Below are 25,830 nucleotides of genomic sequence, written 5' to 3' on the forward strand. Positions count from 1 at the left end.
CGCCTTACCCGGCCTACATTCCCAGTGAGACCAAAATTATGTTCGACACCCTTTCCAAAGCAGGTAAGTACCTGGGCCAGGCCGCCAAAATGATGATTGGCGTGCCGGACTACGACAACTACGTCGAGCATATGCGCGTCAACCATCCGGACCAGACGCCCATGACCTACGAAGAATTTTTCCGCGACCGCCAGGACGCCCGCTACGGCGGCAAGGGCGGAGCGAAGTGCTGTTAACCCTCTTTCGGTAAATAGAGGCTGATCTGTTCCTGCTTGCAGCCATAAATTGCCGCCAGCTTTTCACGGGTGCGCTTTTGCGGACGGGAGTCCAGCGCTTCCAGCTGCGATACGGCGGACTGGGTGATGCCGAGTTTTTTAGCTACCTCCTGCTGGGATAACCCGCGCAGGATACGCCACGCGGCCTGCAGGCTGACGTTCTCATTATGCATGACGTCGCACACTTCACCAGGTAATCCTACGTCATCATAACAATCGTGTTCGACTTCAATATCCTCTAGATCATCATCGGTTTCGTCGTCGATTTCTGCCATTTGTAAGCACATACGAAAGTATTCATCATAGGGAATAACGACGTACTGCGCTTTTCCGTCATCGTCCTTAATTAGCTGAACAGCCATAGGGGGCTTTCTCCTCGTGAAGGTAGGTCGTTGATGTTCTGCGCTTGACGGCCAAAACATAACAATGGTTATCGGGATCGTCCCGAAGTGTAATCAGAATGCGGTAATCGCCAACGCGTAGCCGGAATTGATTTTCTGTTGCCGATATTTTTTTGATATCGGGCCGGGGAGCTGAGCGATCGTCCAGCTCAGCAAGTTTTGCTTTGATTCTTCGCTGATATCGGCCATCGATTTTGAAAAACTCTTTCTTTGCATTCTTTGACCAGACAATCTTCATCCGTACCTCCACTGTACGCCCGCACAAAACATAAGGAAATAATAAGGCTATTAGATAAATTCCGAATTTCTAATGGGGTACTGTAGAGCGGTGAAATAACCGGAGAAAGCGGCAAAACGCGAATCGTCGAGGGCGCTCGGAAACGCCTCTGCCGGGCGACAGAGGCTTGCAGTGAGATTGCGATCAGGCGTTCAAACCGCCGTCCACGTCCAGGCCGGTACCGGAGATCTGCCCGGCCGCCGGACTGGCAAGAAACGTGACCGCCGCCGCGATGTCTTCCGGCTGACCGTAATGACCCAACGCAATAAGCTGACGCTGAGAGTCAGCCTGTTCCCCGTCTTCCGGGTTCATATCGCTGTTGGTGGGGCCGGGGTGCACCAGGTTAACGGTTATGCCGCGTGGCCCTAAATCACGGGCCAGCCCGCGGGTGAGGGAGTTAAGCGCCGATTTGGTCATCGAGTAGACGGCGATACCCGGCTGCGCCACGCGGTTTGCCAGGCAGCTGCCGATATTGATGATGCGCCCGCCGTCGGACATGTGCACCAGCGCTTCCTGAATGGCGATCACCACGCCGCGAATGTTGACGTTGATCAGCGCGTCAATGTCCGCCAGCGTCATGGACTCCAGAGGGCCGCCGCGCGCAATCCCGGCGTTGTTGACAAGAATGTCCAGCCCGCCAAGAGAACGCGCCGCATGGGTGACGGCATCCTGAATCGCCTGCGCGCTGGCGCTGTCGGCCTGCACGGCTTCGCCGTGTCGTCCCAGCGCCTTAATCTCATCGGAGACCGCCTGGGCTTTATCGGCAGATTTTTCATACGTAATAATCACATCCGCACCGGCGCGCGCCAGCGACAGGGCAATCGCACGACCCAACCCGCGGCTGGCGCCGGTAACCAGCGCCTTTTTACCTGTTAAATCGATCTGCATGATGACCTCGTTACGAGAGTGGTAAGAATCATCATTAGGTATAGCCTGTCGGCGCGATCAACGGCTGAAGGATTCTACTTTCTCAAACGCGGCGCGCAGAACGTCAGGCGTTAACGTAACAGGTAAATAGTGAATCGACTCCACCGGGCGCAGGGTGTGGGCGATGACCCGATCCAGCTCGTCGCGGTTATTGATGTCGACCTCCAGCTCGCGAAGCGTGGTCGGCAGGTTAAAACGCTGGTACGCCGCGACCAGCTGCGCCAGCACGTCGTCCTGGCCGAGCAGGGCGCTCTGCACCAGAATGCCGTAGGCCACCTTGGTGCCGTGCAGGTATTTTTCCGTCTGCGGCAGCACGGTTAAGCCGTTGTGCACCGCATGCGCCGCCGCCACGCGGGTATAGCGTTCGCCCAGACCACCGACCATCCCGCCGCCGGCGATAATCGCATCCACCACGTCCCGGAACGCCTGCGTCTGTTTGCCGCGCTGCTGGTCGGCCAGCGCCTCTTCGCTGCGCGCCAGCAGCACGTCGCGGATCGCCAGCGCGCCGTTGATGCCCAGCCGCACCGTCAGCGGCAGGTTCTCCGGCTCAGGTGCCAATACAACGGCTTCGTACCACTTCGCCAGCGTATCGCCGATGCCCGCCAGCAGATACTCCGCCGGGGCGTTAAGGACGATCTGCGGCTCCACCAGCACCAGGAAGTTGGCGTCGTCGAAGATCTCAAAATGCAGCGCCTGACCGGCATCGTTGTACCAGACGGAGAGCGGGGTCCACGCCGCACAGGTAGCGGCAATAGTGGGGATACCCACAAACGGCACCCCTAAGCGGCGCGCCACGGCCTTGACGGTATCCATCACCGCGCCGCCGCCGACGCCAATCACCAGGCTGGCGTCGCTGCCGGATTCATTCACCAGATGGGTGACGTCGCGCTCGCTGCAGTGGCCTTTAAACAGCAGGTGTTTCGCCCCCGGCGCGTTAAAGCTCTCGGGCAGGAAAGGGCGCGCGCCTTCGATAGCGCGCTCGCCGTAAATCCATACCGCGCGGGAAAGCTGCTCCGGGGTAAAGAAGTCATCCAGATGCGCAAGGCTTCCTGAATGGGAGAAGTAGTTCGCCGGGCCGGGCACGACGCGGATATCGGTGTTGCTCATGATGGTGTCCTTTTTGCGGAAGCGCTAACCCGATGTTATGTCTGGACATCCGGATGGCTAATAATATTTCGCTTTAACTTATGCCTTTTCCGTCGTTGTCAGTCAACCGGAGCTGTGAAAAATTCGATAAATCAGAAGAGTAATGAAGGATTTACGCGGATGGTTTCCAGTCGCCTTGAGATGCGCGGTATCAGCCTGGCCTTTTCCGGCTTTCAGGCGCTGTCGCGCGTGAATTTCACCTTAACCGGCGGGTCCGTACACGCGCTGACCGGCGCCAACGGCGCGGGGAAATCGACCCTCATGGCGGTGCTGTGCGGCACGCACGACCACTATGAGGGCGAGATCAGCATTAACAACCAGCCGGTGAGCATCCGTGAACCGCTCGATGCCAAACGGCTGGGGATCCACCTCGTGCAGCAGGAGGTGGACGTGGCGCTGATCCCGGGGTTGAGCATCGCCGAGAACATCATGCTCGACCAGTTGGCGCAGCCGGGTCATCGCTTCAGCTGGCGCGCGACCCGCCAGCAGGCGAGACAGGCGCTGGCGCAGCTGGATGTCTCTCTGGACGTACGCCGTTCCATCGACAGTTGTTCGCTGGCCGAAAAGCAGCAGATTTTGCTGGCGCGGGCGCTGTCCCACCACTGCCGTTTTTTGATTCTTGATGAGCCCACCGCGCCGCTGGACGCGCATGAGAGCGAGCGCCTGTTTGCGGTAGTGAGACGTTTAAAGCAGCAGGGCATCGGCGTGGTGTTTATCTCCCATCGCATTCACGAGCTGAAGGCCATCTGCGACACCCTGACGGTGCTGCGCGACGGCAAGCTGATCGAGTCCGGCCCGATGGCCGATCTCAGCGGCGAAGCGATCGTCGAGAAGATGCTCGGACACGTGCTGAGCGATATCTATCCGCCCGCGCGTCCGCCGCACGGCGACGAGACGCTGCTGCGGGTGGAAGGTCTGCACGACGACGCGCTGCTGAAAGATATTTCCCTGCACCTGCGCAAAGGCGAAATCCTCGGGATTGCCGGGCTGGCGGGGGCGGGAAAAACCGAACTCTGCAAGGCGCTTTTTGGCGCCACAAAAAGCCGCGTGGCGCGCGGTGAGCTGAATCTTCAATCCTGGCAGCCGCGCGATCCGGTGGATTCCGTGCTGCGCGGTCTGGCGCTGGTGCCGGAGGAACGGCGCAAAGAGGGCATTTTTATCGACGAGCCGGTGAGCATGAACCTGGCGGTCACGGCAGATAACAGCTTTTCGCGCTGGAGCCTGTTCGGCCATCGTCAGGCGTGGCGCTGGGCGGAAGAGGTGATTGCCCGCGTCGGCGTGCGTACGCGCGGGCCAGGGCAGGTGCTGCGCCGTCTTTCCGGCGGCAACCAGCAGAAGGTCGCCATCGGCAAATGGCTGCGCAATGACGCCAGCGTGCTGATATTCGACGAGCCGACCAAAGGCGTGGACGTGAAGGCCAAAACCGATCTGTTCCAGCTGATTGACGGCCTGGCGCGCGAGGGCAAAGGGGTGATTTACGCCTCGGGCGAGTTTGCCGAGCTGGTCGGGCTATGCGACCGCATCTGCGTGCTGTGGGACGGGCGCATCGTGGCGGAAATCGCCGGGGCCGAGGCCCGCGAAGAGACACTACTTTATTATTCAACCGGAGGAACGGCGTCGTGAGCAAGGCCCTTTCAGTGAACGCGGCGGCGTCTGGCCGCCAGCAGATTTTCGATTTTCTCTACAAGTGGGGCATGCTGTTAACCGTCGTCGCGCTGGTGGCCGTCTTTGGCCTGGCGTCGGACAGCTTCCTCGATCCGAACAATATCATCAATATTCTGCGCTCGATTGCCATCGTGACGGTGATTGCCATTGGCGTGTCGATTTCATTGACCATCGGCGGGTTCGATCTCTCCGTTGGATCCACCGCCTCGCTGGCGAACGCGCTGGTGATTTCGCTTTTCGTCTGGCACGGATTCGGCACCACCGAGTCGATTCTGATCACCCTCGCGCTCTGTACGCTGGTGGGGCTGTTTAATGCTTTTCTGATCGTCATCCTGCGTATTCCGGACATGCTCGCGACGCTTGCCAGCCTGTTTGTGATCCAGGGCGTGGCGATGACCTACAGCTACGGCGGGTCGATTACCGAGAACATGGTGCTGCCGAGCGGCGACATGGCGGAAGGCACTATTCCGGCGGCGTTCAGCCTGCTGGGGCAGGTGCCGACCATCGTGATCGTCATGCTGGTGGTGACCGTGCTGGCGCAGTTGGGGCTGTCGCTGACCACGCACGGACGCCGGATGTACGCCATTGGCGGCAACCCCGAAGCCGCGCGTCTCTCCGGCATTCGCACCACGCGCTACAAGGTGGCGGCCTACGTGATTGCCTCTCTGCTGGCGGGGCTGGGCGGGATTTTGCTGGCTTCGCGCATCGGTTCGTCGCAGGTGAATGCGGGCGGCGGCTACCTGATGGATGCGGTGGCGGCGGCGTGGATTGGCTTCTCGCTGGCCGGATCCGGCAAGCCGAACGCGCTGGGCACCCTGGTCGGGGCGGTCATTCTCGGCGTGCTGTCGAACGGGCTGGTGATGCTCTCCGTGCCGTATTACGCCATGGACATTATAAAAGGGCTGGTGCTCGCGATGGCGCTGGCGATTACCTACATAAAAAAACGCTGACAACACAACGGGATAAAAAATGAAAAAGATTGCACTCTCTTTGGTGGCATTAGGGTTATTCACTGCTCTGCCTGGCTTCGCGGCTACGCCTGCGCCGCTTCCGGCAGCCATTGCGAACCATGACGGTCCCATCCGCATCGCGGTGATCCGTAACCTCGGCTCAGACGACAACACCACGCAGTTTATTGCCGGGGCAATTCAGGAAGGGAAGAAGCTCGGCTTTAAGGTCAGCACCTTTTTAAGCAACGGGGACGACGCCAAATTCCAGGACTTTGTGAACCAGGCGATCAGCCAGAAGTATGACGGGATTATCCTGTCCCAGGGGCGCGATCCGTACTCCACCGCGCTGGTGAAGAAGGCGGTGGATGCCGGGATCAAAGTCTCGGTATTTGATACCGCCGTTAACGGTGAGATCCCGGGCGTGACCGTGACCCAGCAGGACGATGCCTCCCTGACGAACCTCTCCTTCGGCCAACTGGCGAAAGATTTCAACGGCAAGGCCAATATCGTCAAGCTTTGGGTGGCGGGCTTCCCGCCGATGGAGCGTCGTCAGGCGGCCTATAAAGAGCTGCAAAAACAGTATCCGGACATCAAAGAGCTGGAGTCTATTGGCGCGGTCTCCTCTGACGTGCAGGGCGATACCGCCAACAAGGTGGGCGCGATCCTGGCGAAATACCCGAAAGGCAAAATCGACGCCATCTGGGGAACCTGGGACGCCTTCAGCCAGGGCGCGTATAAGGCGCTGAAAGAGAACGGTCGCACCGAAATTAAGCTCTACAGCATCGACATCTCCAACCAGGATCTGCAGCTGATGCGCGAGCCGGGCAGCGCGTGGAAGGTGAGCGTGGCGGTGGATCCGAAGCTGATTGGCGCGACGAACGTGCGCCTGGTAGCGAACAAGATTGCCGGGGAAGCGACGCCTGCGACCTACGATTTTAAGGCGGCCGCCATTCCGCAGGCGCTGCTGACCGCCCAGCCGGGCCCGGTGAACGTGGCGTCGCTGGGGAAAATCATTACGGGCTGGGGCCAGACGGAAGATTTTATCGCGCCGTGGTTTGCGACGCTGGAAGCGAAAAATAAATGAGCGTGCTCCCTACGCCTGAATACAGCCGCAACATGCGGCTGATTGGCCATAGCGATCAGGGCGGTCGCCCGGATGGCGTGCAGCTGATGGTGCACCGCGGTTTCGCCTGGATCGGCCATATGGTGTCGCAGGGCTTTTCGATTGTGGACGTGCGCGACCCGAAAAACCCGAAAGCGGCGGGCTACGTGCCCGCGCCGCCCGGCACCTGGAACGTGCACCTGCAGGCGCATGACGACCTGCTGCTGGTAATTAACGCCCGGGATCTGTTTGCCGATGCCCGCTTTGCCGACGAGAAGGTCTATTACACCCGCCAGGTGGGGGAGACCGTCAGCGACGTGCAGGACAAAGGCTGGAGCGCCGGACTTCGCGTGTTTGATATTTCCACGCCCGACAGGCCGCGCGAAATCGGCTTTCTGTCGCTGAGCGGCATCGGCATTCACCGCATCTGGTACGTCGGCGGACGCTGGGCCTACGTTTCAGCGCTGATTGACGGCTTTACCGACTACATCTTCCTGACCATCGATCTGGCCGATCCGCGTAAGCCCGAAGTGGCGGGGCGCTGGTGGCTGCCGGGGATGAACCAGGCCGAAGGGGAGAAGCCGAACTGGCCGGAAGGGAAACGCTACGCGCTGCACCACGCGATTATCGCGGGCGATACCGCCTACGGCAGCTGGCGCGACGGCGGCCTGACGCTGCTGGACGTGAAGGACCGCACCCGGCCGAAGCTGATTAGCCACCGCAACTGGAGCCCGCCGTTTGGCGGCGGGACGCACACCGCGCTGCCGCTGCCGGACCGCGATCTGCTGGTGGTGCTGGACGAAGCGGTGCTGGATAACCAGGAGGACGGCGAAAAGCTGATCTGGCTGTTTGATATCCGCGAGCCGTCGAACCCGGTCAGCATCTCGACCTTCCCGCAGCCGGATGAAACCGACTACGTGGCGAAAGGGGCGCATTTTGGCCCGCATAACCTGCACGAGAACCGGCCGGGGAGCTTTGTCAGCTCGACGCTGATTTTTGCGACGTATCAGAACGCGGGCGTGCGCGCGTATGACATTTCCAATCCGTATCGACCGGTGGAAACCGGGGCGCTGGTGCCTGCAGCACCGGAGAAAATGATGGATACCCGTCCGAATCGCCCGCAGGTGATCCAGTCGTGTGACGTGTTTGTGGATGCGCAGGGAATTATCTACAGCACGGATTATAACGGCGGGCTGTCGGTGATTGAGTATTTGGGGTAAGCGCGGTTTGATGCCCTCACCCCGGCCCTCTCCCACAGGGAGAGGGAGAAAATCAACTATACTGCCGCACTCGTGCCACCAGATCTTCGGCGCTGTCGATGCGGTCGGCAATGACAATCAGCGCTTTACCGAGCGTTATCGCGTGGCGCAGGCACTCGTGGCGCATCGCCTCGTCCTGGATGGTGTCGATATCCGCGACGTGGGAAAGCCCGACGCTGCGGCGAATGAGTTCGGTGCCGCAGAAGCCGATGGCGTCATGCCAGACCTTTTTCAGGAACGCGGAGGCATAGCCCGGCGCGCCGAGCGCGGCGTCGCGCGCTTTCTCGTTTGCCAGCGCCTGGAAGCGTTCCGCGAAGGTGTTCCATAGCTCCTGAATATCGGTCAGGCGCTGCTCGCGCGCGGCGGCGGCATCGCGAATGCCCAGGTGCCCCGGCAGGCCGCAGAAGTTCAGCAGCAGGTTGCCGATGGCGGTGCCGACGTCAAAGCCAATCGGGCCAAAGTAGCCGAACTCGGCGTCGATGGCCTTCAGGCTGCCGTCGGCCACAAAAATCGAGCCGCTGTGAATATCGCCGTGCAGGAGCGCTTCGGCGTGCGAGAAGAAGCGGTGCTTCAGGGAGGCCACGGCAATTTTAAGCTGAGCGTCGTCGCGCAGGGCCGCGACGTCATTTTCCAGCTCGGCCGGGTAGCTGTTGCGCTCGTGGATCTGGTACGGATCGTTGAAGAACAGATCTTCGGTGATCTCGCACATCTCCGGGTTGATGAATTTCGCCACCTGCGCTTTTTTCGCGTGCGGATGCAGGAAGAAATCGCTGGTGTGGAACAGCGCGTGCGCGAGGTATTCGCCCAGCTGCTGCGCCGCCTGCGGGTAGTAGATGTTGTTGATCAGCTCGCCGCGCCAGATGCGATGGCTGGAGAGATCTTCCATCACCATCACCGCCAGGTCCGGGTCAAAGTGGTGGATTTTCACGGTGTGCTGCGGGCTGTGCTGGTAGTGCTCGACCAGGGTTTGCGCTTCAAGACGGGCGCGGTCCAGCGTCAGCGGCCAGGATTCGCCGACGCAGCGCACGTAGGGTAGCGCCTGCTTAACGACGATGCGGCTTACGCCCGCGCCGTCGAAAATTTTAAATACCAGATTGAGGTTGCCGTCGCCCACTTCCTGCGCCTCTACCAGCGATGAAGGATCGTCAAGTCCGCCAAACTGCCTGGCATACTCCACGGCGTCCTGAGCGGTAAAGGTACGGTATTGCGACATGGCCTGCTCCTCACGAGTTTTCAAATTAAGACATGTAGACGTCTATACATCTGGATTTCATCCTGACACAATGTGCTACAACAACGCAACAGGGAATTAACGACATGCAGACATTACAGACGACCAGCCTGCGGGTGGCGGATAATCAGCTCTTTATTCTCGATCAGCAGGCGCTTCCGCAGGAGAAACGCTGGCTGAATGCCTCGACGGTAGAGGCGCTGGTCGGGCATATCCATGCCCTGCGCGTGCGCGGCGCGCCGCTGATTGGTCTCTCTGCAAGCCTGCTGCTGGCGCTGCTGGCGGAAAACGGCAAAAGCCGCGACGAGCTGGCGGCGGCGCTGGAAACCCTGCGCGCCTCCCGCCCGACGGCGGTGAACCTGATGAACAATCTCGACCGCATGAAGATTGCGCTGTGGCAGGAAGAGTATGTTCCGGCGCTGGTGGCCGAAGCGCTGCGCCTGATTGACGAAGACAAACGGCTTTGCGACGCGATTGCCAAAGCCGGCAGCGCGCTGGTGAAGCCCGGCAGCCGTCTGCTGACCCACTGCAATACCGGCGGGCTGGCAACGGCGGGCGTCGGCACCGCATTGGGCGTGATTGCCCGCGCGCATCAGGAGGGTAACGTCAGCAACGTCTGGGTGGATGAAACCCGTCCGCTGCTGCAGGGCGGTAGATTGACCGCGTGGGAGCTTGGCGAGCTGGGTGTGCCGTATCAGCTGATTACCGATTCCATGGCCGCCAGCCTGATGGCGAAAGGGCTGGTAGACGCCGTGTGGGTGGGTGCAGACCGTATTGCCGCCAACGGCGACGTGGCGAACAAGATCGGCACCTATTCCCTGGCGGTGCTGGCGAAATTCCACGGCATTCCGTTTTACGTGGCCGCGCCGCAAACGACCCTCGATCCGGACTGCCCGAACGGGGACGCGATCCCTATTGAGCAGCGCGCCGCCAGCGAGGTGACGGGCGTGGCCGGAAGCTTTGGCGCGGTGCAGTGGGCGCCGGAAAACGCGCAGGTCTATAACCCGGCGTTTGACGTTACGCCTGCCTCGCTGATTAGCGGCTGGGTGCTGGATACGGACGTGGTTACGCCGGAAGCGGTGGCAAACGGGAAATTCGCCTGAGCCCGGCTATCCTTTAAGGGGTTCCCTTAAGAGGACAATATCGTGACGCTCGATCCTGAAACTGACTTAAAACTGGAGCGCGTGGTGGATGCACCGCGCGACCTGCTGTGGCTCTGCTGGACCACGCCGGAACACATCAAAAACTTCTTCATTCCTGCTCCCCATAAGGTGACCGAATGCGATCTCGATCTCCGCGTGGGCGGGCGGTTCAACACCGTGTTTGATGTGGACGGTCAGCGGATGGATAACCGGGGCGTATTTCTTGAAATCGATCCCGGTAAAAAGCTGGTCTTTACCGACGGCTATACCGAAGGCTGGAAACCGTCCGAGAAGCCGTTTATGACGGCGATCCTGCTGCTGGAAGATGTGGGTGAGGGCAAGACCCGCTACACGGCGATTGCGCGTCATCCGACGAAGGAAATCCGCGAGCAGCATGAGCAGATGGGCTTCCACGAAGGGTGGGGGATTGTGCTGGATCAACTGGTGGGGTACGCAAAAGGGCTTAACGCGTAGCGCGCGCTGATGCCCTCACCCCGACCCTCTCCCACAGGGAGAGGGAGACAAGATTATGCTAACCGTGGATACGCATCCGCGATGGCATCGCCCGTAAACTGCGCCACCCAGCCTTCCGGGTTATCGAAAATACGAATCGCCGTAAAGTTCGGCTCTGAGCCCATATCAAACCAGTGCGGCGTGCCCGCGGGAACGGAAATCAGGTCGTTTTTCTCGCACAGTACCTGAAACACCTCATCGCCAATGTGCAGGCAGAACAGCCCCGCGCCTTCCACGAAGAAGCGCACTTCGTCTTCGCCGTGGGTGTGTTCGTTCAGGAACTTCGCGCGCAGCGCCTCTTTCTGCGGGTTGTCGGCGCGCAGGCTGATCACGTCCCAGCTCTGATAGCCTTTCTCTGCCACCAGCTTGTCGATCGCATGCTGATATGCCTCGATCACGGCTTCAGGTGCGGGATCGTGTCCTAAATCGCGATCCGCAGCCCAGCGTTCAAACCGCACGCCTTTAGCGTTGAGCTGCTGGGCGATCTCGGCGGCATCGGTGCTGTGCCACTGGTGTTGACTGGCGTCTTTATCGGAATAAATGGTCAATGCGCTCATGAAGGGATCTGCTCCGGATTAATCTCGTCAAACTGGTGGACCTGATGGTGATGGCTTGCGCCGTCATCATCACCGCGAATCAGCTGCAGGGTGCGAAAACCTGCCTGTTCAGCCGCGTCCAGCTCCTGATGAATATCGGACAGGAACAGGATCTGCGACGGGGCGATGCCCGTTTGCGCCGCAATGTTCTGATAAGACTGCACCTCGCGCTTGGCGCCGATGTGGGTATCAAAATAGCCGCTGAACAGATGAGTAATATCACCTTCGTCGCTGTAGCCAAATAACAGTTTCTGCGCGGCGACGGAGCCAGAGGAATAAACATAGAGATCAATCCCTTGCGCTTTCCATTTTTCCAGCGCAGGCAGTACGTCCGGGTAGAGGTGGCCGGTAAAGTCGCCGTTCACGTAGCCGTCATGCCAGATAATTCCCTGAAGGGCTTTAAGCGCCGTGGATTTGCGGTCCTCATCCATAAAAGCAAACAGGGCCTCGATAAGCTCGCTGACGCTGGCGTGCGGGTTAGCGATTTCATCACGCAGGTTGTCCAGAATGGATTTGACCGGCTCGGCGTACTGCTGCGCGGTCACGAAGGCCGCCAGCCGCTCACGCGCGTAGGGGAACAAAACGTCATGGACAAAACGGATATCGCTGGTGGTCCCTTCAATATCCGTCACAATCGCGCGAATCATACTCTCTCCAGTTGTCGTAAACGCATTTCGCATTCAAATAAGAATTCTAATCCTTCCAGATGACGGCGGGCCTCGGCCACATCGCGTCCCCAGCAGGTTAAGCCATGACCGCGCAGAAGAAAACCATAATTAAGCGGGCGTTCCTGTGCGTAATGGGCGATTCGGGAGGCGAGGGCGTCAATATCCTGGTCGTTATCAAAGACCGGGATAGCCACCGTATCCAGATGCGTGGTCTGCCCGGTAAGGGATTTTTGCATCTCAAAACCGCTGATGTTGAGCTCGGCTTCTTTGACCAGACGCGACAGCACCGTGGCGTTGACGGTATGAACGTGCAGGACGGCGTTGGCTTCCGGGAACAGGCGATAAATCAGCGTGTGAAGACCGGTTTCCGCCGACGGCCTGCGGCCAGACGGCGCGCGGTTGGTGGCAATTTCAACCTGCAGAAAGTCCGCCGTTGTCAGGCTGCCTTTATCTTTGCCGGATTCGCTGAGCCAGCAGAGGCGTTCGTCCTGACGCACCGACATATTGCCGCCGGTGGCGGGCGCCCAGCCTTTGGCGCCAATCCAGCGGCAGGCGTCGACCAGATGTGTGAGTTGCAGGTTGTCTGTCATTTCCTTTTACCCTCGCGGCCAGGAATATTCATATGGTTTAGACGTCTAAGTGTCTTGATTGCCAAAGACTAACATCGTGTTATAGTGGCAGCAACATAAGTATTACAAGCAGGCACAACACAATGAGCAATAACGCATTGATTCCGAAGAGTAAACTTCCCAATCTTGGTACTACCATCTTTACGCAGATGAGCGCTCTGGCGCAGCAGCACAACGCCATTAACCTTTCTCAGGGCTTTCCGGATTTCGACGGCCCGACCTATCTGCAGGAGCGCCTGGCGTACCACGTGGCGCAGGGGGCGAATCAGTATGCGCCGATGACGGGCGTGCAGGCGCTGCGGGAAGCCATTGCGGATAAAACGGCGGAGCTGTACGGCCATAAGCCCGATGCGAACAGCGATATTACGGTGACGGCAGGGGCGACCGAAGCGCTGTATGCGGCCATCACCGCGCTGGTGCGTACGGGCGATGAAGTCATCTGCTTTGATCCGAGCTACGACAGCTATGCGCCTGCGGTTGAACTCTCCGGCGGCGTGGTGAAGCGCGTGGCGCTTCAGCCGCCGCATTTTCGCCCCGACTGGCAGGCGTTTGCTGCGCTGCTGAGCGATAAAACCCGCCTGGTGATCCTGAATACTCCGCACAACCCGTCGGCGACGGTGTGGCAAAAGGCCGATTTCGCCGCGCTGTGGCAGGCGATTGCGGAACGTGAAATATACGTGTTAAGCGATGAAGTCTACGAGCACATCTGCTTTGCTGAAGAGGGACACGCCAGCGTGCTGGCCCACCCGCAGCTTCGCGAGCGCGCCGTCGCCGTCTCGTCATTCGGTAAGACCTACCATATGACCGGCTGGAAAGTGGGCTACTGCGTCGCACCGGCGGCTATCAGCGCCGAGCTGCGCAAGGTGCACCAGTACCTGACCTTTGCTGTGAACACGCCGGCTCAGCTGGCGCTGGCGGATATGCTGCGCGCCGAGCCGGAGCACTATCGCGAGCTGCCGCACTTCTATCGTGAACGTCGGGATCTGTTTGTGACGGCGCTAAGCAAAAGCCGTCTGGAAATTTTGCCCTCAGAAGGGACCTATTTCCTGCTCGCCGACTACAGCGCGGTATCGGATCTGGACGACGTAAGTTTCTGCCAGTGGCTGACGAAAGAGGTGGGCGTGGCCGCCATTCCACTGTCGGTATTCTGCGCCGATCCTTTCCCGCATAAGCTGATTCGTCTTTGCTTCGCGAAGCAGGAATCGACGCTGCTGGCGGCGGCAGAGCGTCTTAACACGCTCTGATTATTTCACCGTCCAGGCTTCTGAGTAACGACGGTCTGCAAACAGCTCCAGCAGACCGTTGATTTGCTTGAGGCGCAAAACTTCATCGCCGTCCATTCCCAGCTCCTTGCTTATTCTCTCGTCATTCCAGCCAAGCTGCACCAGCTCGCGAACGATCTCCGACATGGCGTTAATCTGGTGTCGACCCCGCGCCCGGTTGTGACGAATAGTGGCAGCCATACGGTCATGTTTATCCTGTCGGTCCTGGCGCAGGAAGGTCACAGGGAGATAACCCTTGAGCTGGTGCTTCAGTGCCGCCCGATTTGTACCGATTTCATGGCGATGAAAACCATCCACAATTTCGTAGTGTTGCGGTTCACTTTCTGTCACAACGATAGGTTGGGTGAATCCATCGAGCTCCAGCGACTTACTGAGCAGCCGTTTTTCTGGCGGGGCAACATTATTGGGGTTGTAATCGTTAGCGGTAATAGCGTCCTGCCTGATCCAGAGGACGCAGTCTATCGGTTGCGCACGAAATGGACTGTGTTTATGGATTGCTTCACGAAAAGCATTTATGGCGTTAATGCGTTCCTCTTCGGGAAGTGACTGAAGGTACGTTTCTATCTCGTTGATTAGTCTTTGTCGCATAATATGCCCCACTCCTTGCGTTTCGCCTTCACTCTGTCGCTGTAGCGCTGATAATGTTTGGGTTTGTTTGGGCTGAACGATAGCGCCCTGCACCAGTAGTCGTTATTAAGGAGAACCTTACAAATACGGCGCCATGAGGGAATATCTTTGGCACCGATATCACCGTCCTGCGTATCGGGAATATCCTCCAGGCCTCTCTTCTGATACCAGTGCAGATAAATGGCGATTTTATTGCGGTAATGCTCAGCCGTATGTTGCGGCATGCTGTCGAGGAGCAGCATGGCATATTCCCGCCAGCACAGATGTTCGGGTTTCAGAATTTTTCGATGACCATAAAAATGGTTATCGTGTCCGGCGTACATCCCCCCGCTGCGCGCACCGCTCACGCGCTCACACATGGCCGCCCAGCGATCGGGTTCAACAACGTGGTAGAGCCATAATCCCTGGCGCTGCTCCGGGCCAAAAGGTTCACAAATACGCATGTAGCGTAGCGGCACGCCAGCCTGAAACATCAGGTCATAGAGCGGGTTATAGCAACACCCTGATTTGGCGAACCAGGTCCATATATCGGCGGTTTTCCAGTCGTAGAGAGGGTAGATATACCAGGCATGTCCTCCCGGTGCGACGGTGGTCCAGGGCTTATCGTCGGCAAACCGCTGCTTGCGCGCCGACGCGATAGCCAGAAAACGGTTGTAAGACTCATCTGCGCGGATGCCAATCAGTATCGCCGCCGGGCGATTGCAGGAGAACCAGTCGGAGAAACTGCGGACAAAGGTTTCAAACGTCATGCCTGGCTGGTAGAAGGGAAAAAAAGCGGGATCGGTTATCGCATCGTCAGGTGGCTGGCGGACCCATCGGGTGCCGGGTTCCCAGCATTGCCATTCCGGCTGGAATTGCGACAGTGAATTTTGCGTTGTCAGGGGAAGCGCGATCCACCAGAAATGGTCGATGACATCGCTGTACAGCTCGCGCATATGTTCCACATGGGTAATGGTATGGGAAAACTGCGCTTCCCAGTCGATAAAGAGCACATCTATTTTAATGTTCATCAGTCGCGCCTGTCGGGCAACCAGATGCAGCATGACGGTGGAGTCTTTACCTCCTGAAAAAGAGACACAGGTTCTGGGTAAATTTTCGAGAGTCCATTTTATTCGCTCCCGGGCAGCAGTAAGTACATCCTGATTTATAGGGTATTTATAAAGTGACATGCTTATTCTCATCCTGAGGGATAAATACCTGACTGTAGCGTCAATACTAGAGAGCGGATTATAACAGTCAATCATTAATTGGATATGTAACGGATATGTCGCGTAATTTTATAACGGTGGTGAATGTTTTAACGGTGTCGTTCCCATTTTTTGCGAGAACCACAGAAATATCTCACGGTAAGGATATTTCTTCAATAAAACTCGCGAATGCCGAGCTATTGAGTGCGGAACGATTGTACATCATGTAAATATCAATACTGGGTAATTGAGTATCTGTTTCCACTTTGCGCAGGTTGAGGGCTGGCCCATATTGTTCGAAGGCCGGTGCGGGCACTAATCCTATGAGGTCGGACGAACCGATCGCCGACAGAAGGGATATAAAAGAGTCGCTACGATAGACGATATTTCTTTCGAATAACAGGTTATCGGCCTTTTCCTGATAGCCTTTGAAGCTGTTCTCATCGTTCAGCCAGGCGGTGAAGTTTTCATTCAGAATCTCTTCACGCGTAGGATTTTCGCTGAGACGGGGATGACCCTCCCGACAAACGAGAACGAAAGGAAGCTTATGGTAGAGGCTACAGGCGATAGAGTGACTGTTCGAAGAAGAAAACGAAAATATCAGGTCGGCTCTTCGGTAGGCTAAGAGATCTTCCGCAGAATCAGGAGAAAGAAAAACATCATGCAATTCAATTGAATAGTTATGGTTGTCCATGAGCAGTTTTATAGGGTCAAGCGTTGCTTTCGTACTCATAAAATGCGGGCAATAAATGACAAAGTTCTTCTTCAACCCGCTGCTGTGCATGATATTGATAGTCTGCTCCAGCTGGTTCAGGTTTTGTTCCAGATGATGATGCAAATTGACGCCGACGGTCGTGGGCGTGATCCCTTTACCGGAACGAATAAACAGAGGATCGTTGAGTTGTCCTCTCAGACGTTGCAGTGACTGGCTTACGGCAGAGGGGGTGATATACAGCGTCTCGGCGGCTTTACTGATACTAAGGTGTTGGTAAATGCACTCGAAAATGACTAACAGATTAAGATCGAATTTTTTAAGGTCATAGAGGTTTGCCATGTTTCGTCCTGAGGGTACTGCGTTTGCTGTGGTTATCATATAACTGATAACAATAGTTTGAGGCTAACCATTTATAACTCTTTTGGTTAGCTCTCTTAGTTTTAAATTAAAATCATCTTAATATATCACGGTGGCACATTATTGAAATGGCGCGTCAAAAGCGATTGAGATAATTTTATCTTAGAAAAATGGCGCGATCATTTTAAATGACAATTGTCATTTATATATTGCGATAGTTTTATAATGAAAATTAATTGATAACGCTCCGGGATGATGTTCGACACAACCTATCACAGCCATAGGCAGGAATGCCTCTCTTATGGATTGCTCAATCCCTGCGCGGGTGGTGTAATCAAACGGCTGTTACCGCCTTGATATAAAGGGTTGTAGAGCGCAACGCAACGCCAGTTTCGGCTGGCACTGAATGTACCTGCGGGGAATTCAGGTATCAGGGCCGCCCGTTGAGGCGGCCTTTTTACTTTCAGGCTTTCCTGTAAAAGGTTCACCTTGTTGTCTTGTCGACGTTGTAAGGTTTGGCTGATTGATTTGATAAAGCATACGCATTAGCCCCGATGAATAAAGTTGGTTACCTTACATCTCAACGAAAACACGGAGGAAGTACAGATGTCTTTGATTAATACCAAAATTAAACCTTTCAAAAACCAGGCGTTCAAAAACGGTGAGTTCATCGAAGTCACCGAGAAAGATACCGAAGGCCGCTGGAGCGTCTTCTTCTTCTATCCGGCTGACTTTACCTTCGTTTGCCCGACTGAACTGGGTGACGTTGCAGACCATTACGACGAACTGCAGAAGCTGGGCGTAGACGTTTACTCTGTCTCTACCGATACCCACTTCACCCACAAAGCATGGCACAGTAGCTCTGAAACCATCGCGAAAATCAAATACGCGATGATCGGCGACCCGACTGGCGCCCTGACCCGTAACTTCGACAACATGCGTGAAGATGAAGGCCTGGCTGACCGCGCCACCTTCGTTGTTGACCCGCAGGGCATTATCCAGGCTATCGAAGTTACCGCTGAAGGTATCGGCCGTGATGCTTCTGACCTGCTGCGTAAAGTGAAAGCCGCTCAGTACGTGGCTTCTCACCCAGGCGAAGTGTGCCCGGCGAAATGGAAAGAAGGCGAAGCAACGCTGGCTCCATCCTTAGATCTGGTTGGTAAAATCTAAGTTTTGCCCATCCGGCAATCAATGGGCGCACCCGCGCCCATTTCATTCCAGCACCATGATGCAAGTTGCATTCAGGCCGCCCGTATAAGGCAGCTTGCATGATGACGTCTTAAGAGAGGGAAGAACAATGCTCGACACTAACATGAAAATCCAGCTCAAGGCCTACCTTGAGAAACTGACCAAACCCGTTGAGCTGATTGCCACGCTGGACGACAGCGCAAAATCGGCAGAGATCAAGGAACTGCTGGCGGAGATCGCCGAGCTGTCGCCGAAAGTGACCTTCAAAGAAGACAACGCGCTGCCGGTCCGTAAGCCCTCTTTCCTGATTACCAATCCAGGCTCCGATCAGGGACCGCGATTTGCAGGCTCGCCGCTGGGCCACGAATTTACTTCACTGGTGCTGGCGCTGCTGTGGACCGGTGGTCATCCGTCAAAAGAAGCGCAGGCGCTGCTGGAGCAGATCCGCGATATCGACGGCGATTTTGAGTTTGAAACCTATTACTCGCTCTCCTGCCACAACTGCCCGGACGTGGTGCAGGCGCTGAACCTGATGTCGGTCCTGAACCCGCGCATCAAGCACACGGCAATTGACGGCGGTACCTTCCAGAATGAAATCACCGATCGCAACGTGATGGGCGTTCCGGCGGTCTACATGAACGGCAAAGAGTTCGGCCAGGGGCGTATGACGCTGACCGAAATCGTTGCCAAAGTGGATACCGGTGCTGAAAAACGTGCGGCGGAAGCGCTGAACAAACGCGATGCCTACGACGTGCTGATCGTCGGTTCCGGCCCTGCGGGTGCGGCGGCAGCGGTGTACTCCGCGCGTAAAGGTATTCGTACCGGCCTGATGGGCGAACGCTTTGGTGGCCAGGTGCTCGATACCGTGGACATCGAAAACTACATCTCCGTACCGAAGACCGAAGGCCAGAAGCTGGCGGGGGCGCTGAAGGCGCACGTCAGCGACTATGACGTAGACGTGATCGACAGCCAGAGCGCCAGCAAGCTGGTTCCGGCCGCAGTAGAGGGTGGTTTACACCAGATTGAAACCGCGTCCGGCGCGGTGCTGAAAGCGCGCAGCATTATCATTGCCACCGGTGCGAAATGGCGCAACATGAACGTCCCGGGCGAAGATCAGTACCGCACCAAAGGCGTGACCTACTGTCCGCACTGCGACGGCCCGCTGTTTAAAGGTAAACGCGTGGCGGTGATCGGCGGCGGTAACTCCGGCGTGGAAGCGGCTATCGACCTGGCGGGGATTGTTGAGCACGTTACCCTTCTGGAGTTCGCTCCAGAGATGAAGGCCGACCAGGTACTGCAGGATAAAGTTCGCAGCCTGAAAAACGTCGATATCGTACTGAACGCGCAGACCACGGAAGTGAAGGGCGACGGCAGCAAAGTGACGGGCCTGGAATACCGCGACCGCGTGAGCGGCGACGTGCACAGCGTTCAGCTGTCAGGGATCTTCGTGCAGATTGGTCTGCTGCCAAATACCACCTGGCTGGAAGGGGCGATTGAGCGCAACCGCATGGGCGAAATCATCATCGATGCGAAGTGTGAAACCAGCGTGAAAGGCGTGTTTGCGGCGGGCGACTGCACCACCGTGCCGTACAAACAGATCATTATCGCCACGGGCGAAGGGGCGAAGGCGTCTCTGAGTTCCTTTGACTATCTGATTCGCACCAAAACCGCATAACAGAAGAAAGTAAGGCTACACCTGCAATAGCGAGAGGCCACCGAAAGGTGGCCTCTTTTTTTATCTTACGACCATCACCGGTATGTGAGTGTGGCGGATCACGCTGGAGGCGTTAGAGCCCAGCAGATGCGTGGTAATGGAAGGGTTGCGCGAACCGATGACCACCACGTCTGCTTTCAGTTCGTTCGCCAGTTCGTTTACCGCATCGCGTACGCTGCCGAATCTGACGTGCGTTTTGATGCGAGAAGGGTCGATGCTGAAGTGGCTGACCATGGTTTGCAGGCGCGTTTCCGCTTCATGCTGCAAATGCTCCTCGAAGCGGCGTACATCGGCGGCAAAGCGGTGCAGGCTCAGGCTCGCGGAGCCCGGCAGTACGTGCAAAAGATGGATAACACCGTCCTGCTGCGCCAGGAACTCCGCATGGCGAACGGCCTTGTCGCTCAGCTCCATCTCAAAAACATCAACCGGCATAATGATTCTCTGATACATACCCGTTTCTCCTTGTTTATAAACGCTGTACTCATTCAACCATAAAAAATAAATGGTTTCTGTAAGCGCTCCGTCAGTTTTCTTATCACACCAGGATAAATCTCAAAAGCCCCGTATTCCGGGGCAGACCTTCAGGGATAGCTACCCTTATAAACTTACCTGGAACCTTTCGGAGGTCGCATGAAAGCACTTACGTATCACGGTCCGCACCATGTTCGCGTCGAGAATGTACCCGATCCCATTATCGAACAGCCCGACGATATCATTCTGCGCGTCACGGCCACGGCTATCTGCGGCTCCGATTTGCATCTCTATCGCGGAAAGATCCCGAAGGTGCAGCACGGCGACATTTTTGGCCATGAGTTTATGGGGGAAATCGTCGAGTGCGGCGCAGAGGTGAAGAATTTGCAAAAAGGCGATCGTGTGGTGATCCCCTTTGTCATCGCTTGCGGAGACTGTTTCTTCTGTCGTCTGCAGCAATTCGCAGCCTGTGAGAATACCAATGCCGGGCAGGGCGCCGCGCTTAACAAAAAGCAAATTCCCGCGCCGGCCGCGCTGTTTGGCTACAGCCATCTCTACGGCGGCGTGCCGGGGGGACAGGCGGAATATGTCCGCGTGCCAAAAGGCAACGTCGGGCCGTTTAAGGTCCCGCAACTTCTTTCCGATGATAAGGCGCTGTTCCTGTCCGATATTTTGCCCACGGCCTGGCAGGCGGCAAAAAATGCACAGATTGAAAAAGGCTCAAGCGTTGCGGTTTTCGGCGCCGGGCCGGTGGGGCTACTGACCATTGCCTGCGCGCGGCTGTTAGGGGCTGAGCAGATCTTTGTTATCGATCACCACCCGTACCGTTTGCGATTTGCCGAGGCGCGTTACGGCGCAATTCCCATCAACTTTGATGATGATAACGACGCGGCGGAAAAAATCATCGAACAAACCGCGGGAAAGCGCGGCGTTGACGCCGTGATTGATGCGGTAGGGTTTGAAGCGAAAGGTAGCACCACGGAAACGATCCTCAGCAATCTTAAAATTGAAGGCAGCAGCGGCAAAGCGTTGCGTCAGTGCATTGCCGCCGTTCGACGCGGTGGGGTGGTCAGCGTACCCGGCGTGTACGCCGGGTTTATTCATGGCTTCCTGTTTGGCGATGCCTTCGATAAGGGGCTGACGTTTAAGATGGGCCAGACGCACGTCCATGCCTGGCTGGGTGAACTGCTGCCGCTAATCGAAAAAGGGCTGCTTACCCCGGAAGAGATCGTGACCCATTATCTTCCCCTTGCGGATGCGGAACGCGCCTATAAGGTATTCGAAAAACGGGAGGAGGAGTGCCGGAAGGTGATTCTGGTCCCTGGTGCAGAAACACCCGAGGCCGCAGAGCAGAAAGTTAAGGGCCTGGTGAATGCTTTCCCCGGTGGGGTTGCATGAATACTCGCCTAGCTGTGGCGTTCAAGATAAAGCACGGCCATGACGATAATCGCCGCAATAATCAGAAAAATAAGTGTGATAGCCAGTATCTCACTCATGACCGTCCCCACGGCACCAAAACAGATTAAGCGTGGGTTAAGGGCTTTTTGCGCGATATAAGAAAATGGGGTGAATTTACGGAAAGAGGATGCGGCTGCATCCTCTGTGCAAAGCGGGTGGGCGCTTGGTCAGAAGAGGTTAACGCAGGTAATCGCCCGCGGCTTCTGGCTGGTAGAGCAACGCCAGTACTTCCAGATGGGCAGAGGCGCCGCCCGGCAATTCCCAGTGGATGGTATCTCCCGTGCGCAGGCCCAGCAGTGCGGCACCCACAGGGGCCAGAACAGAAAGCTGTGCGCTGCTGTCGGTCATCTGAGCCGGGTAAACCAGCGTGCGGGTCAGCTCTTCACCGGTGGTAAGGTTGCGGAATTTTACCTGGCTGTTCATGGTGACCACGTCATGCGGCATCGTCTCAGGCGTGCACATCTGTGCCCGGTCGAGCTCCTCATTCAGGGCGTCGGCCACGGGAAGTGAGGCAAACTCTGCTTTTTCCAGCAGCCTGTCGATACGTTCTGCGTCGAGCTCATTGATGATAATTGTAGGTCTGGACATTTTTACTCCATGTCGTTAATGCTGCGTGTAACGCAGAAACCAATCCAAAAGAAAACCCTCGCCGTCTGGCAGCGAGGGTTTAACTCTCCCGATGATACTGGCTGAGCGCGCAAGTTTGAAGTGATGAAGGTCACATTCATGGTCCATATGAATTTTCGCTGAAATTTATTCAGTCTTCATTCCGGGCGGAATACGTTACGCTGAGTGTCCTGAACCCGGGCGTTGCCCATCAACGAGAGAGAATTATGTACTTCTACCAACCGTCTCAGGGTCACGGCCTGCCGCACGATCCGCTGAACGCCATTATTGGTCCACGTCCGATCGGCTGGATCTCGTCATGCGATAAGGCCGGTCAGCTGAATCTCGCACCGTACAGCTTCTTTAACTGCTTTAACTATCGCCCGCCGATCATCGGTTTTTCCAGCAACGGCTGGAAGGACAGCGTGCGTAATATTAACGAAACAAAAGAGTTTGTCTGGAACCTCGCAACCCGCGATCTTGCCGAAGCCATGAACCAAACCTCTGCCATGCTTCCTCACGATCGGGATGAATTTAGCTTTGCCGGACTCACGCCGGCGGCGAGCCAGCTGGTTAGCGCGCCCCGCGTCGCCGAAAGCCCGGTGAACTTTGAGTGCCGCCTGTCGCAGTGCATTCAGCTTACCGGTGCCGACGGCACACCGGTCGATACCTGGCTGGTGCTGGGGGAGGTTGTCGGTATCCATATCGCCGAAACGCTGCTGGAAGAGGGGATTTACCAGACGGCTAAGGCGCAGCCCATCCTGCGTGCGGGTGGGCCGACGGCGTATTATGGTATCAGTGACGAAAACCGGTTTGATATGGTGCGCCCGGGCGCGGATCAGTAACCGGCTTTATCAATCACGAACTGTTTTCCGCAGTTACCCGGATGTGGCTGCGGTGCAAATGACGCCGCAGAAAGCGGGTTGTTAATGGTGTCCGCCTTAAGCGAAACCTGCATCTCGGTCAGATACGCCGGATTGCCGTTGCAGGTCAGCTTGATCGCTTTGATGTTTTCTTTGCCCCAGCTTTTGGCAACGGCAATGTCAAAGTCGCTGCGATTGACGGTTTTCCCGTAATTATCGGCGAGGAATTTACCAACCGCGCTGTTTTTAACTTCCTGATTCATCCGCACCATCGTGCCGAAATAGGCATCCGGATCGAAACCAAAGCAGACGCCATGTTTGGCATATTCATAACGTTCCAGGCAGGAATTACCGCCCGCGCCCGGCATCACGTCGTTGAGCTTTGCGGCCGCGGAAAGCGACAGTCCGGTTTCGGCTGCATTGCATTTGCGGCTGGCCTTCACTTCCGGCATGTTCGGGATAGGGCGCGTGGCGCAGCCAAAACGCATCCATCGACGCTCATCAACGCCGCGTGCGGCAATAGATTTCGGCAGGCCAGGCCATAGACCGTGAACGGTCAGAAAATCGGCTTTATTATCTCGCTCTTTTTGCAGGCGACATTCGTCAGGTTCATTGCGGTTGCGCTCGACCATGCTCTGGCAAAACCCGGTTTGCCAGGACAGCGCCAGCACATAGCGATCGAAATCGCCATACTGTGTTGCCTTCAGCGGTTCCGCCTGAGCGGAGAAGATACAGAGAGCAAGCGCCATTGCGCCAGACGGGATGACGATATCCTTCCTGAACATATGATTTCCTGATCGAATGAGCACGATTTATTTCTGGAGGTTATTAAAGCACAAAAAGCGCCCGCAGGCGCTTTTTGGATATCCATAATTTAGCTTAGGCCGCGCCGGGAACCAGCACTTCGGTGGCGATAATCACGATAATCAGACCAACTATAACGGGCACTGAGGTGCGTTTTACCACTTCAAATGGCGAGATTTTTGCCATCCCGGCAACGGCGACGACCACGCCCGACACAGGCGAAATGGTACGGCCGAGGTTTGACGCCTGCAGCATGGGAATGGAGAGGTAGGCCGGGTTAATACCGGAGGAGTGAGCCAGTTTCGGGATCATCTCAACGAAAGCGTAGAAAGGCGCATTACCGGAACCGGTAGTCATCGCCGCCAGCATGGTCAGCACCACCAGTACCAGCATCAGGATAATACTGGCCGAGCCGAACGAGGTGGCGATAGAAATCAGGCTCTGGATAAAGCCGATCGTACTCAGACCCTGGGCAAAAACGCCCGCTGCAACCAGCAGGATCACCACGCCAGCGAAGGCATCCGCCATACCGCGATACGCGACTTCCAGACCCGAGAAGACTTTTCGCGTGTTAAAACCGCGCACAAACTCCAGCACGGCGGCCAGCAGCATACAGATGACCAGAATGGTGATGATATGCAGCTGTGGACCCCATTTGCCGTCAAAAATCAGCACTCCGACGATCGGGGTGAACGGCAGAATGGCATAGAACGCGGGAGCGGTCGTGGTGATCTCACTCACGTCCATCATTTCATGGCTGATGTTTTCTTTCTTATCGAGATAGCGCTGCCAGAAGAAATGCGCGATCCCCATGCCCACGATGGCAACAATCGAGATCGGTAACGTAGTTTTAAAGGCGAAGTCGATGAGTGACATCTCCGCCGCCTTTGCCGCCAGCACGACATCGCCGGAGGTCGGGGAGAGAATAATCGCTGCCGGAGACGCGCAAATTGCCGCGGCCGCGCCACGGCTGATACCGACATTCACCATCACCGGGAACAGCGTCGCCATGAGCAGTACGCCAAGCCCGGTAGCTGACGAAACGGCCAGCGACATGAGGCAGGCGAGGAAATAGGCGGCGACCATCAGCAGATACGGCGAGTTGATGTACTGCAGGGGTTTGGAGGCAAGCTTAACGACCATGTCGTTGGCGCCGATATGGGTCATGTAGGCTGCAAAACCGCACAGCATCATGATCATCATACCCAGGTCACCGCCGCGGCTCATGAGCAATATTTTAATGTATTCAACAATATCTGTAGCAGTGTAACCGGTACTGGTCGCGCTGGCAGGTAACACCTGGTGCCCCATTATTGCGCTGATAATCAGCAGCGTTAAACCGCCGACAAATAATACGCCCGTGGCCGAGTAGCCTTTAATGATGTAGCGTGCGACGCCGACAATGACGACGACTCCAATAAGGAGTTCGAATAGCGTAAGCATGATTTCCCCTGTATCTCTGCTGCAATGGAGCACAAAAAATCAATAAAAAAAGAAGGATGAAAATGTGCCGAATAAATGTTCTGTTCTTGCTGATTAAAATCAATAAACTGACAACTAAAGAACAGAACAACCGTGTTTTTGCCATGGTCCATACATTTATGTCATGAGGTCCTTGACCCTCAGAAACCGCGCAACATGTCATTAATAATGATAACAAATTGTTAATGCTTTGTGTGGTTTTACAAGTTACTGATTAACAATATCAAATGGTAAAAGTCACACACCTTGTGGGCTTATTTGAACGTATCGTCGGCTTTCTTTAAGAATATTCCC

The 25,830-nt window shown here is 56.5% G+C and carries 28 protein-coding genes; 12 read left to right on the forward strand and 16 right to left on the reverse strand.

Annotated elements, in window-relative coordinates:
• Window positions 1–38 precede the first annotated feature (38 nt).
• Window positions 39–236 carry a YbdD/YjiX family protein gene (locus ACOTZB_RS06685; RefSeq protein ID WP_006809671.1) on the forward strand — a complete coding sequence of 66 codons (198 nt, stop codon included), beginning with the start codon at window positions 39–41 and terminating at the stop codon, window positions 234–236.
• On the opposite strand, the gene ACOTZB_RS06690 is transcribed toward ACOTZB_RS06685, so the two are convergent.
• The 4 genes from ACOTZB_RS06690 to ACOTZB_RS06705 all read right to left on the reverse strand — a co-directional run bounded on the left by ACOTZB_RS06690 (window position 233) and on the right by ACOTZB_RS06705 (window position 2,987).
• Window positions 233–637, reverse strand: coding sequence for a helix-turn-helix domain-containing protein (locus ACOTZB_RS06690; RefSeq protein WP_421626758.1), 405 nt, complete (start codon window positions 635–637; stop codon window positions 233–235). The genes ACOTZB_RS06685 and ACOTZB_RS06690 overlap by 4 nt on opposite strands.
• Complete coding sequence (locus ACOTZB_RS06695; protein WP_047749439.1) at window positions 618–914, reverse strand: type II toxin-antitoxin system RelE family toxin; 297 nt, start codon at window positions 912–914, stop codon at window positions 618–620. The genes ACOTZB_RS06690 and ACOTZB_RS06695 overlap by 20 nt, the downstream gene beginning before the upstream one ends.
• A gap of 183 nt (window positions 915–1,097) precedes the next feature.
• Window positions 1,098–1,841, reverse strand: a complete 744-nt coding sequence (locus ACOTZB_RS06700) for an SDR family NAD(P)-dependent oxidoreductase (RefSeq protein ID WP_421626759.1) — start codon at window positions 1,839–1,841, stop codon at window positions 1,098–1,100.
• 57 nt (window positions 1,842–1,898) lie between these two features.
• Complete coding sequence (locus ACOTZB_RS06705; protein ID WP_421626760.1) at window positions 1,899–2,987, reverse strand: oxidoreductase; 1,089 nt, start codon at window positions 2,985–2,987, stop codon at window positions 1,899–1,901.
• Window positions 2,988–3,146: 159 nt separating this feature from the next.
• Between ACOTZB_RS06705 and ACOTZB_RS06710 the strand changes: the two genes are divergently transcribed.
• The 4 genes from ACOTZB_RS06710 to ACOTZB_RS06725 are packed head-to-tail and all read left to right on the forward strand — an operon-like array spanning window position 3,147 to window position 7,963.
• Window positions 3,147–4,649 (forward strand): sugar ABC transporter ATP-binding protein, encoded by a 1,503-nt coding sequence (locus ACOTZB_RS06710; protein ID WP_421626761.1) that lies wholly within the window; start codon window positions 3,147–3,149, stop codon window positions 4,647–4,649.
• On the forward strand, window positions 4,646–5,641 hold the full coding sequence (locus tag ACOTZB_RS06715; protein WP_421626762.1) for an ABC transporter permease: 996 nt from the start codon (window positions 4,646–4,648) through the stop codon (window positions 5,639–5,641). Before ACOTZB_RS06710 ends, ACOTZB_RS06715 begins: the two co-directional genes overlap by 4 nt.
• Window positions 5,642–5,660: 19 nt before the next feature.
• Window positions 5,661–6,725: a sugar ABC transporter substrate-binding protein gene (locus ACOTZB_RS06720; protein WP_421626763.1), complete on the forward strand. Its 1,065-nt coding sequence runs from the start codon at window positions 5,661–5,663 to the stop codon at window positions 6,723–6,725.
• The gene (locus tag ACOTZB_RS06725; protein ID WP_421626764.1) at window positions 6,722–7,963 is read left to right on the forward strand and encodes an LVIVD repeat-containing protein; all 1,242 of its coding nucleotides are present in this window, start codon (window positions 6,722–6,724) and stop codon (window positions 7,961–7,963) included. The genes ACOTZB_RS06720 and ACOTZB_RS06725 overlap by 4 nt, the downstream gene beginning before the upstream one ends.
• A 52-nt stretch (window positions 7,964–8,015) precedes the next feature.
• Here ACOTZB_RS06725 and mtnK read toward each other — a convergent pair whose 3' ends face one another.
• Window positions 8,016–9,215 carry an S-methyl-5-thioribose kinase gene (mtnK, locus tag ACOTZB_RS06730; protein ID WP_421626765.1) on the reverse strand — a complete coding sequence of 400 codons (1,200 nt, stop codon included), beginning with the start codon at window positions 9,213–9,215 and terminating at the stop codon, window positions 8,016–8,018.
• Window positions 9,216–9,319: 104 nt separating this feature from the next.
• On the opposite strand from mtnK, the gene mtnA reads away from it, so the two are divergent.
• Entirely contained in the window at window positions 9,320–10,336 is a 1,017-nt protein-coding gene (gene mtnA, locus ACOTZB_RS06735; RefSeq protein ID WP_421626766.1) for an S-methyl-5-thioribose-1-phosphate isomerase, read from the forward strand.
• Window positions 10,337–10,378: 42 nt separating this feature from the next.
• Window positions 10,379–10,849, forward strand: coding sequence for an SRPBCC family protein (locus ACOTZB_RS06740; RefSeq protein ID WP_421626767.1), 471 nt, complete (start codon window positions 10,379–10,381; stop codon window positions 10,847–10,849).
• Window positions 10,850–10,902: 53 nt separating this feature from the next.
• Here the strand turns inward: ACOTZB_RS06740 and ACOTZB_RS06745 are convergent, their stop codons facing one another.
• From ACOTZB_RS06745 to ACOTZB_RS06755, 3 genes are read right to left on the reverse strand one after another with little or no spacing between them, the layout of a single operon-like run.
• Window positions 10,903–11,445, reverse strand: a complete 543-nt coding sequence (locus ACOTZB_RS06745; RefSeq protein ID WP_193804848.1) for a 1,2-dihydroxy-3-keto-5-methylthiopentene dioxygenase — start codon at window positions 11,443–11,445, stop codon at window positions 10,903–10,905.
• A complete protein-coding gene (mtnC, locus tag ACOTZB_RS06750) occupies window positions 11,442–12,131 on the reverse strand; it encodes an acireductone synthase (RefSeq protein WP_421626768.1) in 690 nt (229 codons plus the stop codon). The genes ACOTZB_RS06745 and mtnC overlap by 4 nt, the downstream gene beginning before the upstream one ends.
• Complete coding sequence (locus tag ACOTZB_RS06755; protein ID WP_033144913.1) at window positions 12,128–12,742, reverse strand: methylthioribulose 1-phosphate dehydratase; 615 nt, start codon at window positions 12,740–12,742, stop codon at window positions 12,128–12,130. The genes mtnC and ACOTZB_RS06755 overlap by 4 nt, the downstream gene beginning before the upstream one ends.
• A gap of 122 nt (window positions 12,743–12,864) precedes the next feature.
• Between ACOTZB_RS06755 and ACOTZB_RS06760 the strand changes: the two genes are divergently transcribed.
• Window positions 12,865–14,025 carry a pyridoxal phosphate-dependent aminotransferase gene (locus ACOTZB_RS06760; protein ID WP_126329016.1) on the forward strand — a complete coding sequence of 387 codons (1,161 nt, stop codon included), beginning with the start codon at window positions 12,865–12,867 and terminating at the stop codon, window positions 14,023–14,025.
• On the opposite strand, the gene ACOTZB_RS06765 is transcribed toward ACOTZB_RS06760, so the two are convergent.
• From ACOTZB_RS06765 to citR, 3 genes are all read right to left on the reverse strand, one after another.
• Complete coding sequence (locus tag ACOTZB_RS06765) at window positions 14,026–14,652, reverse strand: ParB/RepB/Spo0J family partition protein (RefSeq protein WP_337281448.1); 627 nt, start codon at window positions 14,650–14,652, stop codon at window positions 14,026–14,028. It abuts the gene before it with no gap.
• On the reverse strand, window positions 14,637–15,860 hold the full coding sequence (locus ACOTZB_RS06770) for a phosphoadenosine phosphosulfate reductase (RefSeq protein WP_421626769.1): 1,224 nt from the start codon (window positions 15,858–15,860) through the stop codon (window positions 14,637–14,639). The genes ACOTZB_RS06765 and ACOTZB_RS06770 overlap by 16 nt, the downstream gene beginning before the upstream one ends.
• Before the next feature lie 172 nt (window positions 15,861–16,032).
• On the reverse strand, window positions 16,033–16,932 hold the full coding sequence (citR, locus tag ACOTZB_RS06775) for a DNA-binding transcriptional repressor CitR (RefSeq protein ID WP_149323810.1): 900 nt from the start codon (window positions 16,930–16,932) through the stop codon (window positions 16,033–16,035).
• A 624-nt stretch (window positions 16,933–17,556) separates the two neighbouring features.
• Here citR and ahpC point away from each other — a divergent pair.
• Both ahpC and ahpF read left to right on the forward strand, forming a co-directional pair.
• Window positions 17,557–18,120, forward strand: coding sequence for an alkyl hydroperoxide reductase subunit C (gene ahpC / locus ACOTZB_RS06780; protein WP_008501015.1), 564 nt, complete (start codon window positions 17,557–17,559; stop codon window positions 18,118–18,120).
• A 127-nt stretch (window positions 18,121–18,247) separates the two neighbouring features.
• Entirely contained in the window at window positions 18,248–19,813 is a 1,566-nt protein-coding gene (gene ahpF / locus ACOTZB_RS06785; protein ID WP_193804845.1) for an alkyl hydroperoxide reductase subunit F, read from the forward strand.
• 60 nt (window positions 19,814–19,873) lie between these two features.
• Here the strand turns inward: ahpF and uspG are convergent, their stop codons facing one another.
• On the reverse strand, window positions 19,874–20,302 hold the full coding sequence (gene uspG, locus ACOTZB_RS06790; protein ID WP_023310731.1) for a universal stress protein UspG: 429 nt from the start codon (window positions 20,300–20,302) through the stop codon (window positions 19,874–19,876).
• Window positions 20,303–20,482: 180 nt separating this feature from the next.
• Between uspG and ACOTZB_RS06795 the strand changes: the two genes are divergently transcribed.
• Entirely contained in the window at window positions 20,483–21,721 is a 1,239-nt protein-coding gene (locus ACOTZB_RS06795) for a zinc-dependent alcohol dehydrogenase (RefSeq protein WP_421626770.1), read from the forward strand.
• Window positions 21,722–21,729: 8 nt separating this feature from the next.
• Here ACOTZB_RS06795 and yldA read toward each other — a convergent pair whose 3' ends face one another.
• Together yldA and rnk are read right to left on the reverse strand one after the other, a co-directional pair.
• A complete protein-coding gene (gene yldA, locus ACOTZB_RS06800; protein ID WP_274518173.1) occupies window positions 21,730–21,819 on the reverse strand; it encodes a small membrane protein YldA in 90 nt (29 codons plus the stop codon).
• A 139-nt stretch (window positions 21,820–21,958) separates the two neighbouring features.
• Entirely contained in the window at window positions 21,959–22,369 is a 411-nt protein-coding gene (gene rnk / locus ACOTZB_RS06805) for a nucleoside diphosphate kinase regulator (protein ID WP_023310734.1), read from the reverse strand.
• Window positions 22,370–22,614: 245 nt separating this feature from the next.
• Here rnk and ACOTZB_RS06810 point away from each other — a divergent pair, with 245 nt between their 5' ends.
• Window positions 22,615–23,232 carry a flavin reductase family protein gene (locus ACOTZB_RS06810; protein ID WP_193804843.1) on the forward strand — a complete coding sequence of 206 codons (618 nt, stop codon included), beginning with the start codon at window positions 22,615–22,617 and terminating at the stop codon, window positions 23,230–23,232.
• Here the strand turns inward: ACOTZB_RS06810 and rna are convergent.
• Together rna and dcuC are read right to left on the reverse strand one after the other, a co-directional pair.
• Window positions 23,226–23,999: a ribonuclease I gene (rna, locus tag ACOTZB_RS06815; RefSeq protein ID WP_374693099.1), complete on the reverse strand. Its 774-nt coding sequence runs from the start codon at window positions 23,997–23,999 to the stop codon at window positions 23,226–23,228. The two genes, ACOTZB_RS06810 and rna, sit on opposite strands and share 7 nt — an antisense overlap.
• Window positions 24,000–24,129: 130 nt before the next feature.
• A complete protein-coding gene (dcuC, locus tag ACOTZB_RS06820) occupies window positions 24,130–25,497 on the reverse strand; it encodes an anaerobic C4-dicarboxylate transporter DcuC (protein WP_421626771.1) in 1,368 nt (455 codons plus the stop codon).
• Window positions 25,498–25,830: the final 333 nt, after the last annotated feature.

Source organism: Enterobacter cloacae complex sp. SHL020 (assembly GCF_049236945.1).
Classification (GTDB): Bacteria; Pseudomonadota; Gammaproteobacteria; order Enterobacterales; family Enterobacteriaceae; genus Enterobacter; species Enterobacter dykesii.

What these genes read in the sequence shown, in the direction of transcription:
- citR (WP_149323810.1), bottom strand. Translation starts at nt 16,932, where the DNA reads ATGGCAAACCTCTATGACCTTAAAAAATTCGATCTTAATCTGTTAGTC.
- ACOTZB_RS06695 (WP_047749439.1), bottom strand. Translation starts at nt 914, where the DNA reads ATGAAGATTGTCTGGTCAAAGAATGCAAAGAAAGAGTTTTTCAAAATC.
- ACOTZB_RS06810 (WP_193804843.1), top strand. Translation starts at nt 22,615, where the DNA reads ATGTACTTCTACCAACCGTCTCAGGGTCACGGCCTGCCGCACGATCCG.
- ACOTZB_RS06745 (WP_193804848.1), bottom strand. Translation starts at nt 11,445, where the DNA reads ATGAGCGCATTGACCATTTATTCCGATAAAGACGCCAGTCAACACCAG.
- ahpF (WP_193804845.1), top strand. Translation starts at nt 18,248, where the DNA reads ATGCTCGACACTAACATGAAAATCCAGCTCAAGGCCTACCTTGAGAAA.
- uspG (WP_023310731.1), bottom strand. Translation starts at nt 20,302, where the DNA reads ATGTATCAGAGAATCATTATGCCGGTTGATGTTTTTGAGATGGAGCTG.
- ACOTZB_RS06725 (WP_421626764.1), top strand. Translation starts at nt 6,722, where the DNA reads ATGAGCGTGCTCCCTACGCCTGAATACAGCCGCAACATGCGGCTGATT.
- mtnK (WP_421626765.1), bottom strand. Translation starts at nt 9,215, where the DNA reads ATGTCGCAATACCGTACCTTTACCGCTCAGGACGCCGTGGAGTATGCC.
- rnk (WP_023310734.1), bottom strand. Translation starts at nt 22,369, where the DNA reads ATGTCCAGACCTACAATTATCATCAATGAGCTCGACGCAGAACGTATC.
- dcuC (WP_421626771.1), bottom strand. Translation starts at nt 25,497, where the DNA reads ATGCTTACGCTATTCGAACTCCTTATTGGAGTCGTCGTCATTGTCGGC.
- ACOTZB_RS06710 (WP_421626761.1), top strand. Translation starts at nt 3,147, where the DNA reads ATGGTTTCCAGTCGCCTTGAGATGCGCGGTATCAGCCTGGCCTTTTCC.
- ACOTZB_RS06720 (WP_421626763.1), top strand. Translation starts at nt 5,661, where the DNA reads ATGAAAAAGATTGCACTCTCTTTGGTGGCATTAGGGTTATTCACTGCT.
- rna (WP_374693099.1), bottom strand. Translation starts at nt 23,999, where the DNA reads ATGGCGCTTGCTCTCTGTATCTTCTCCGCTCAGGCGGAACCGCTGAAG.
- yldA (WP_274518173.1), bottom strand. Translation starts at nt 21,819, where the DNA reads ATGAGTGAGATACTGGCTATCACACTTATTTTTCTGATTATTGCGGCG.
- mtnA (WP_421626766.1), top strand. Translation starts at nt 9,320, where the DNA reads ATGCAGACATTACAGACGACCAGCCTGCGGGTGGCGGATAATCAGCTC.
- ACOTZB_RS06705 (WP_421626760.1), bottom strand. Translation starts at nt 2,987, where the DNA reads ATGAGCAACACCGATATCCGCGTCGTGCCCGGCCCGGCGAACTACTTC.
- ahpC (WP_008501015.1), top strand. Translation starts at nt 17,557, where the DNA reads ATGTCTTTGATTAATACCAAAATTAAACCTTTCAAAAACCAGGCGTTC.
- ACOTZB_RS06700 (WP_421626759.1), bottom strand. Translation starts at nt 1,841, where the DNA reads ATGCAGATCGATTTAACAGGTAAAAAGGCGCTGGTTACCGGCGCCAGC.
- mtnC (WP_421626768.1), bottom strand. Translation starts at nt 12,131, where the DNA reads ATGATTCGCGCGATTGTGACGGATATTGAAGGGACCACCAGCGATATC.
- ACOTZB_RS06690 (WP_421626758.1), bottom strand. Translation starts at nt 637, where the DNA reads ATGGCTGTTCAGCTAATTAAGGACGATGACGGAAAAGCGCAGTACGTC.
- ACOTZB_RS06755 (WP_033144913.1), bottom strand. Translation starts at nt 12,742, where the DNA reads ATGACAGACAACCTGCAACTCACACATCTGGTCGACGCCTGCCGCTGG.
- ACOTZB_RS06765 (WP_337281448.1), bottom strand. Translation starts at nt 14,652, where the DNA reads ATGCGACAAAGACTAATCAACGAGATAGAAACGTACCTTCAGTCACTT.
- ACOTZB_RS06770 (WP_421626769.1), bottom strand. Translation starts at nt 15,860, where the DNA reads ATGTCACTTTATAAATACCCTATAAATCAGGATGTACTTACTGCTGCC.
- ACOTZB_RS06795 (WP_421626770.1), top strand. Translation starts at nt 20,483, where the DNA reads ATGAAAGCACTTACGTATCACGGTCCGCACCATGTTCGCGTCGAGAAT.
- ACOTZB_RS06685 (WP_006809671.1), top strand. Translation starts at nt 39, where the DNA reads ATGTTCGACACCCTTTCCAAAGCAGGTAAGTACCTGGGCCAGGCCGCC.
- ACOTZB_RS06760 (WP_126329016.1), top strand. Translation starts at nt 12,865, where the DNA reads ATGAGCAATAACGCATTGATTCCGAAGAGTAAACTTCCCAATCTTGGT.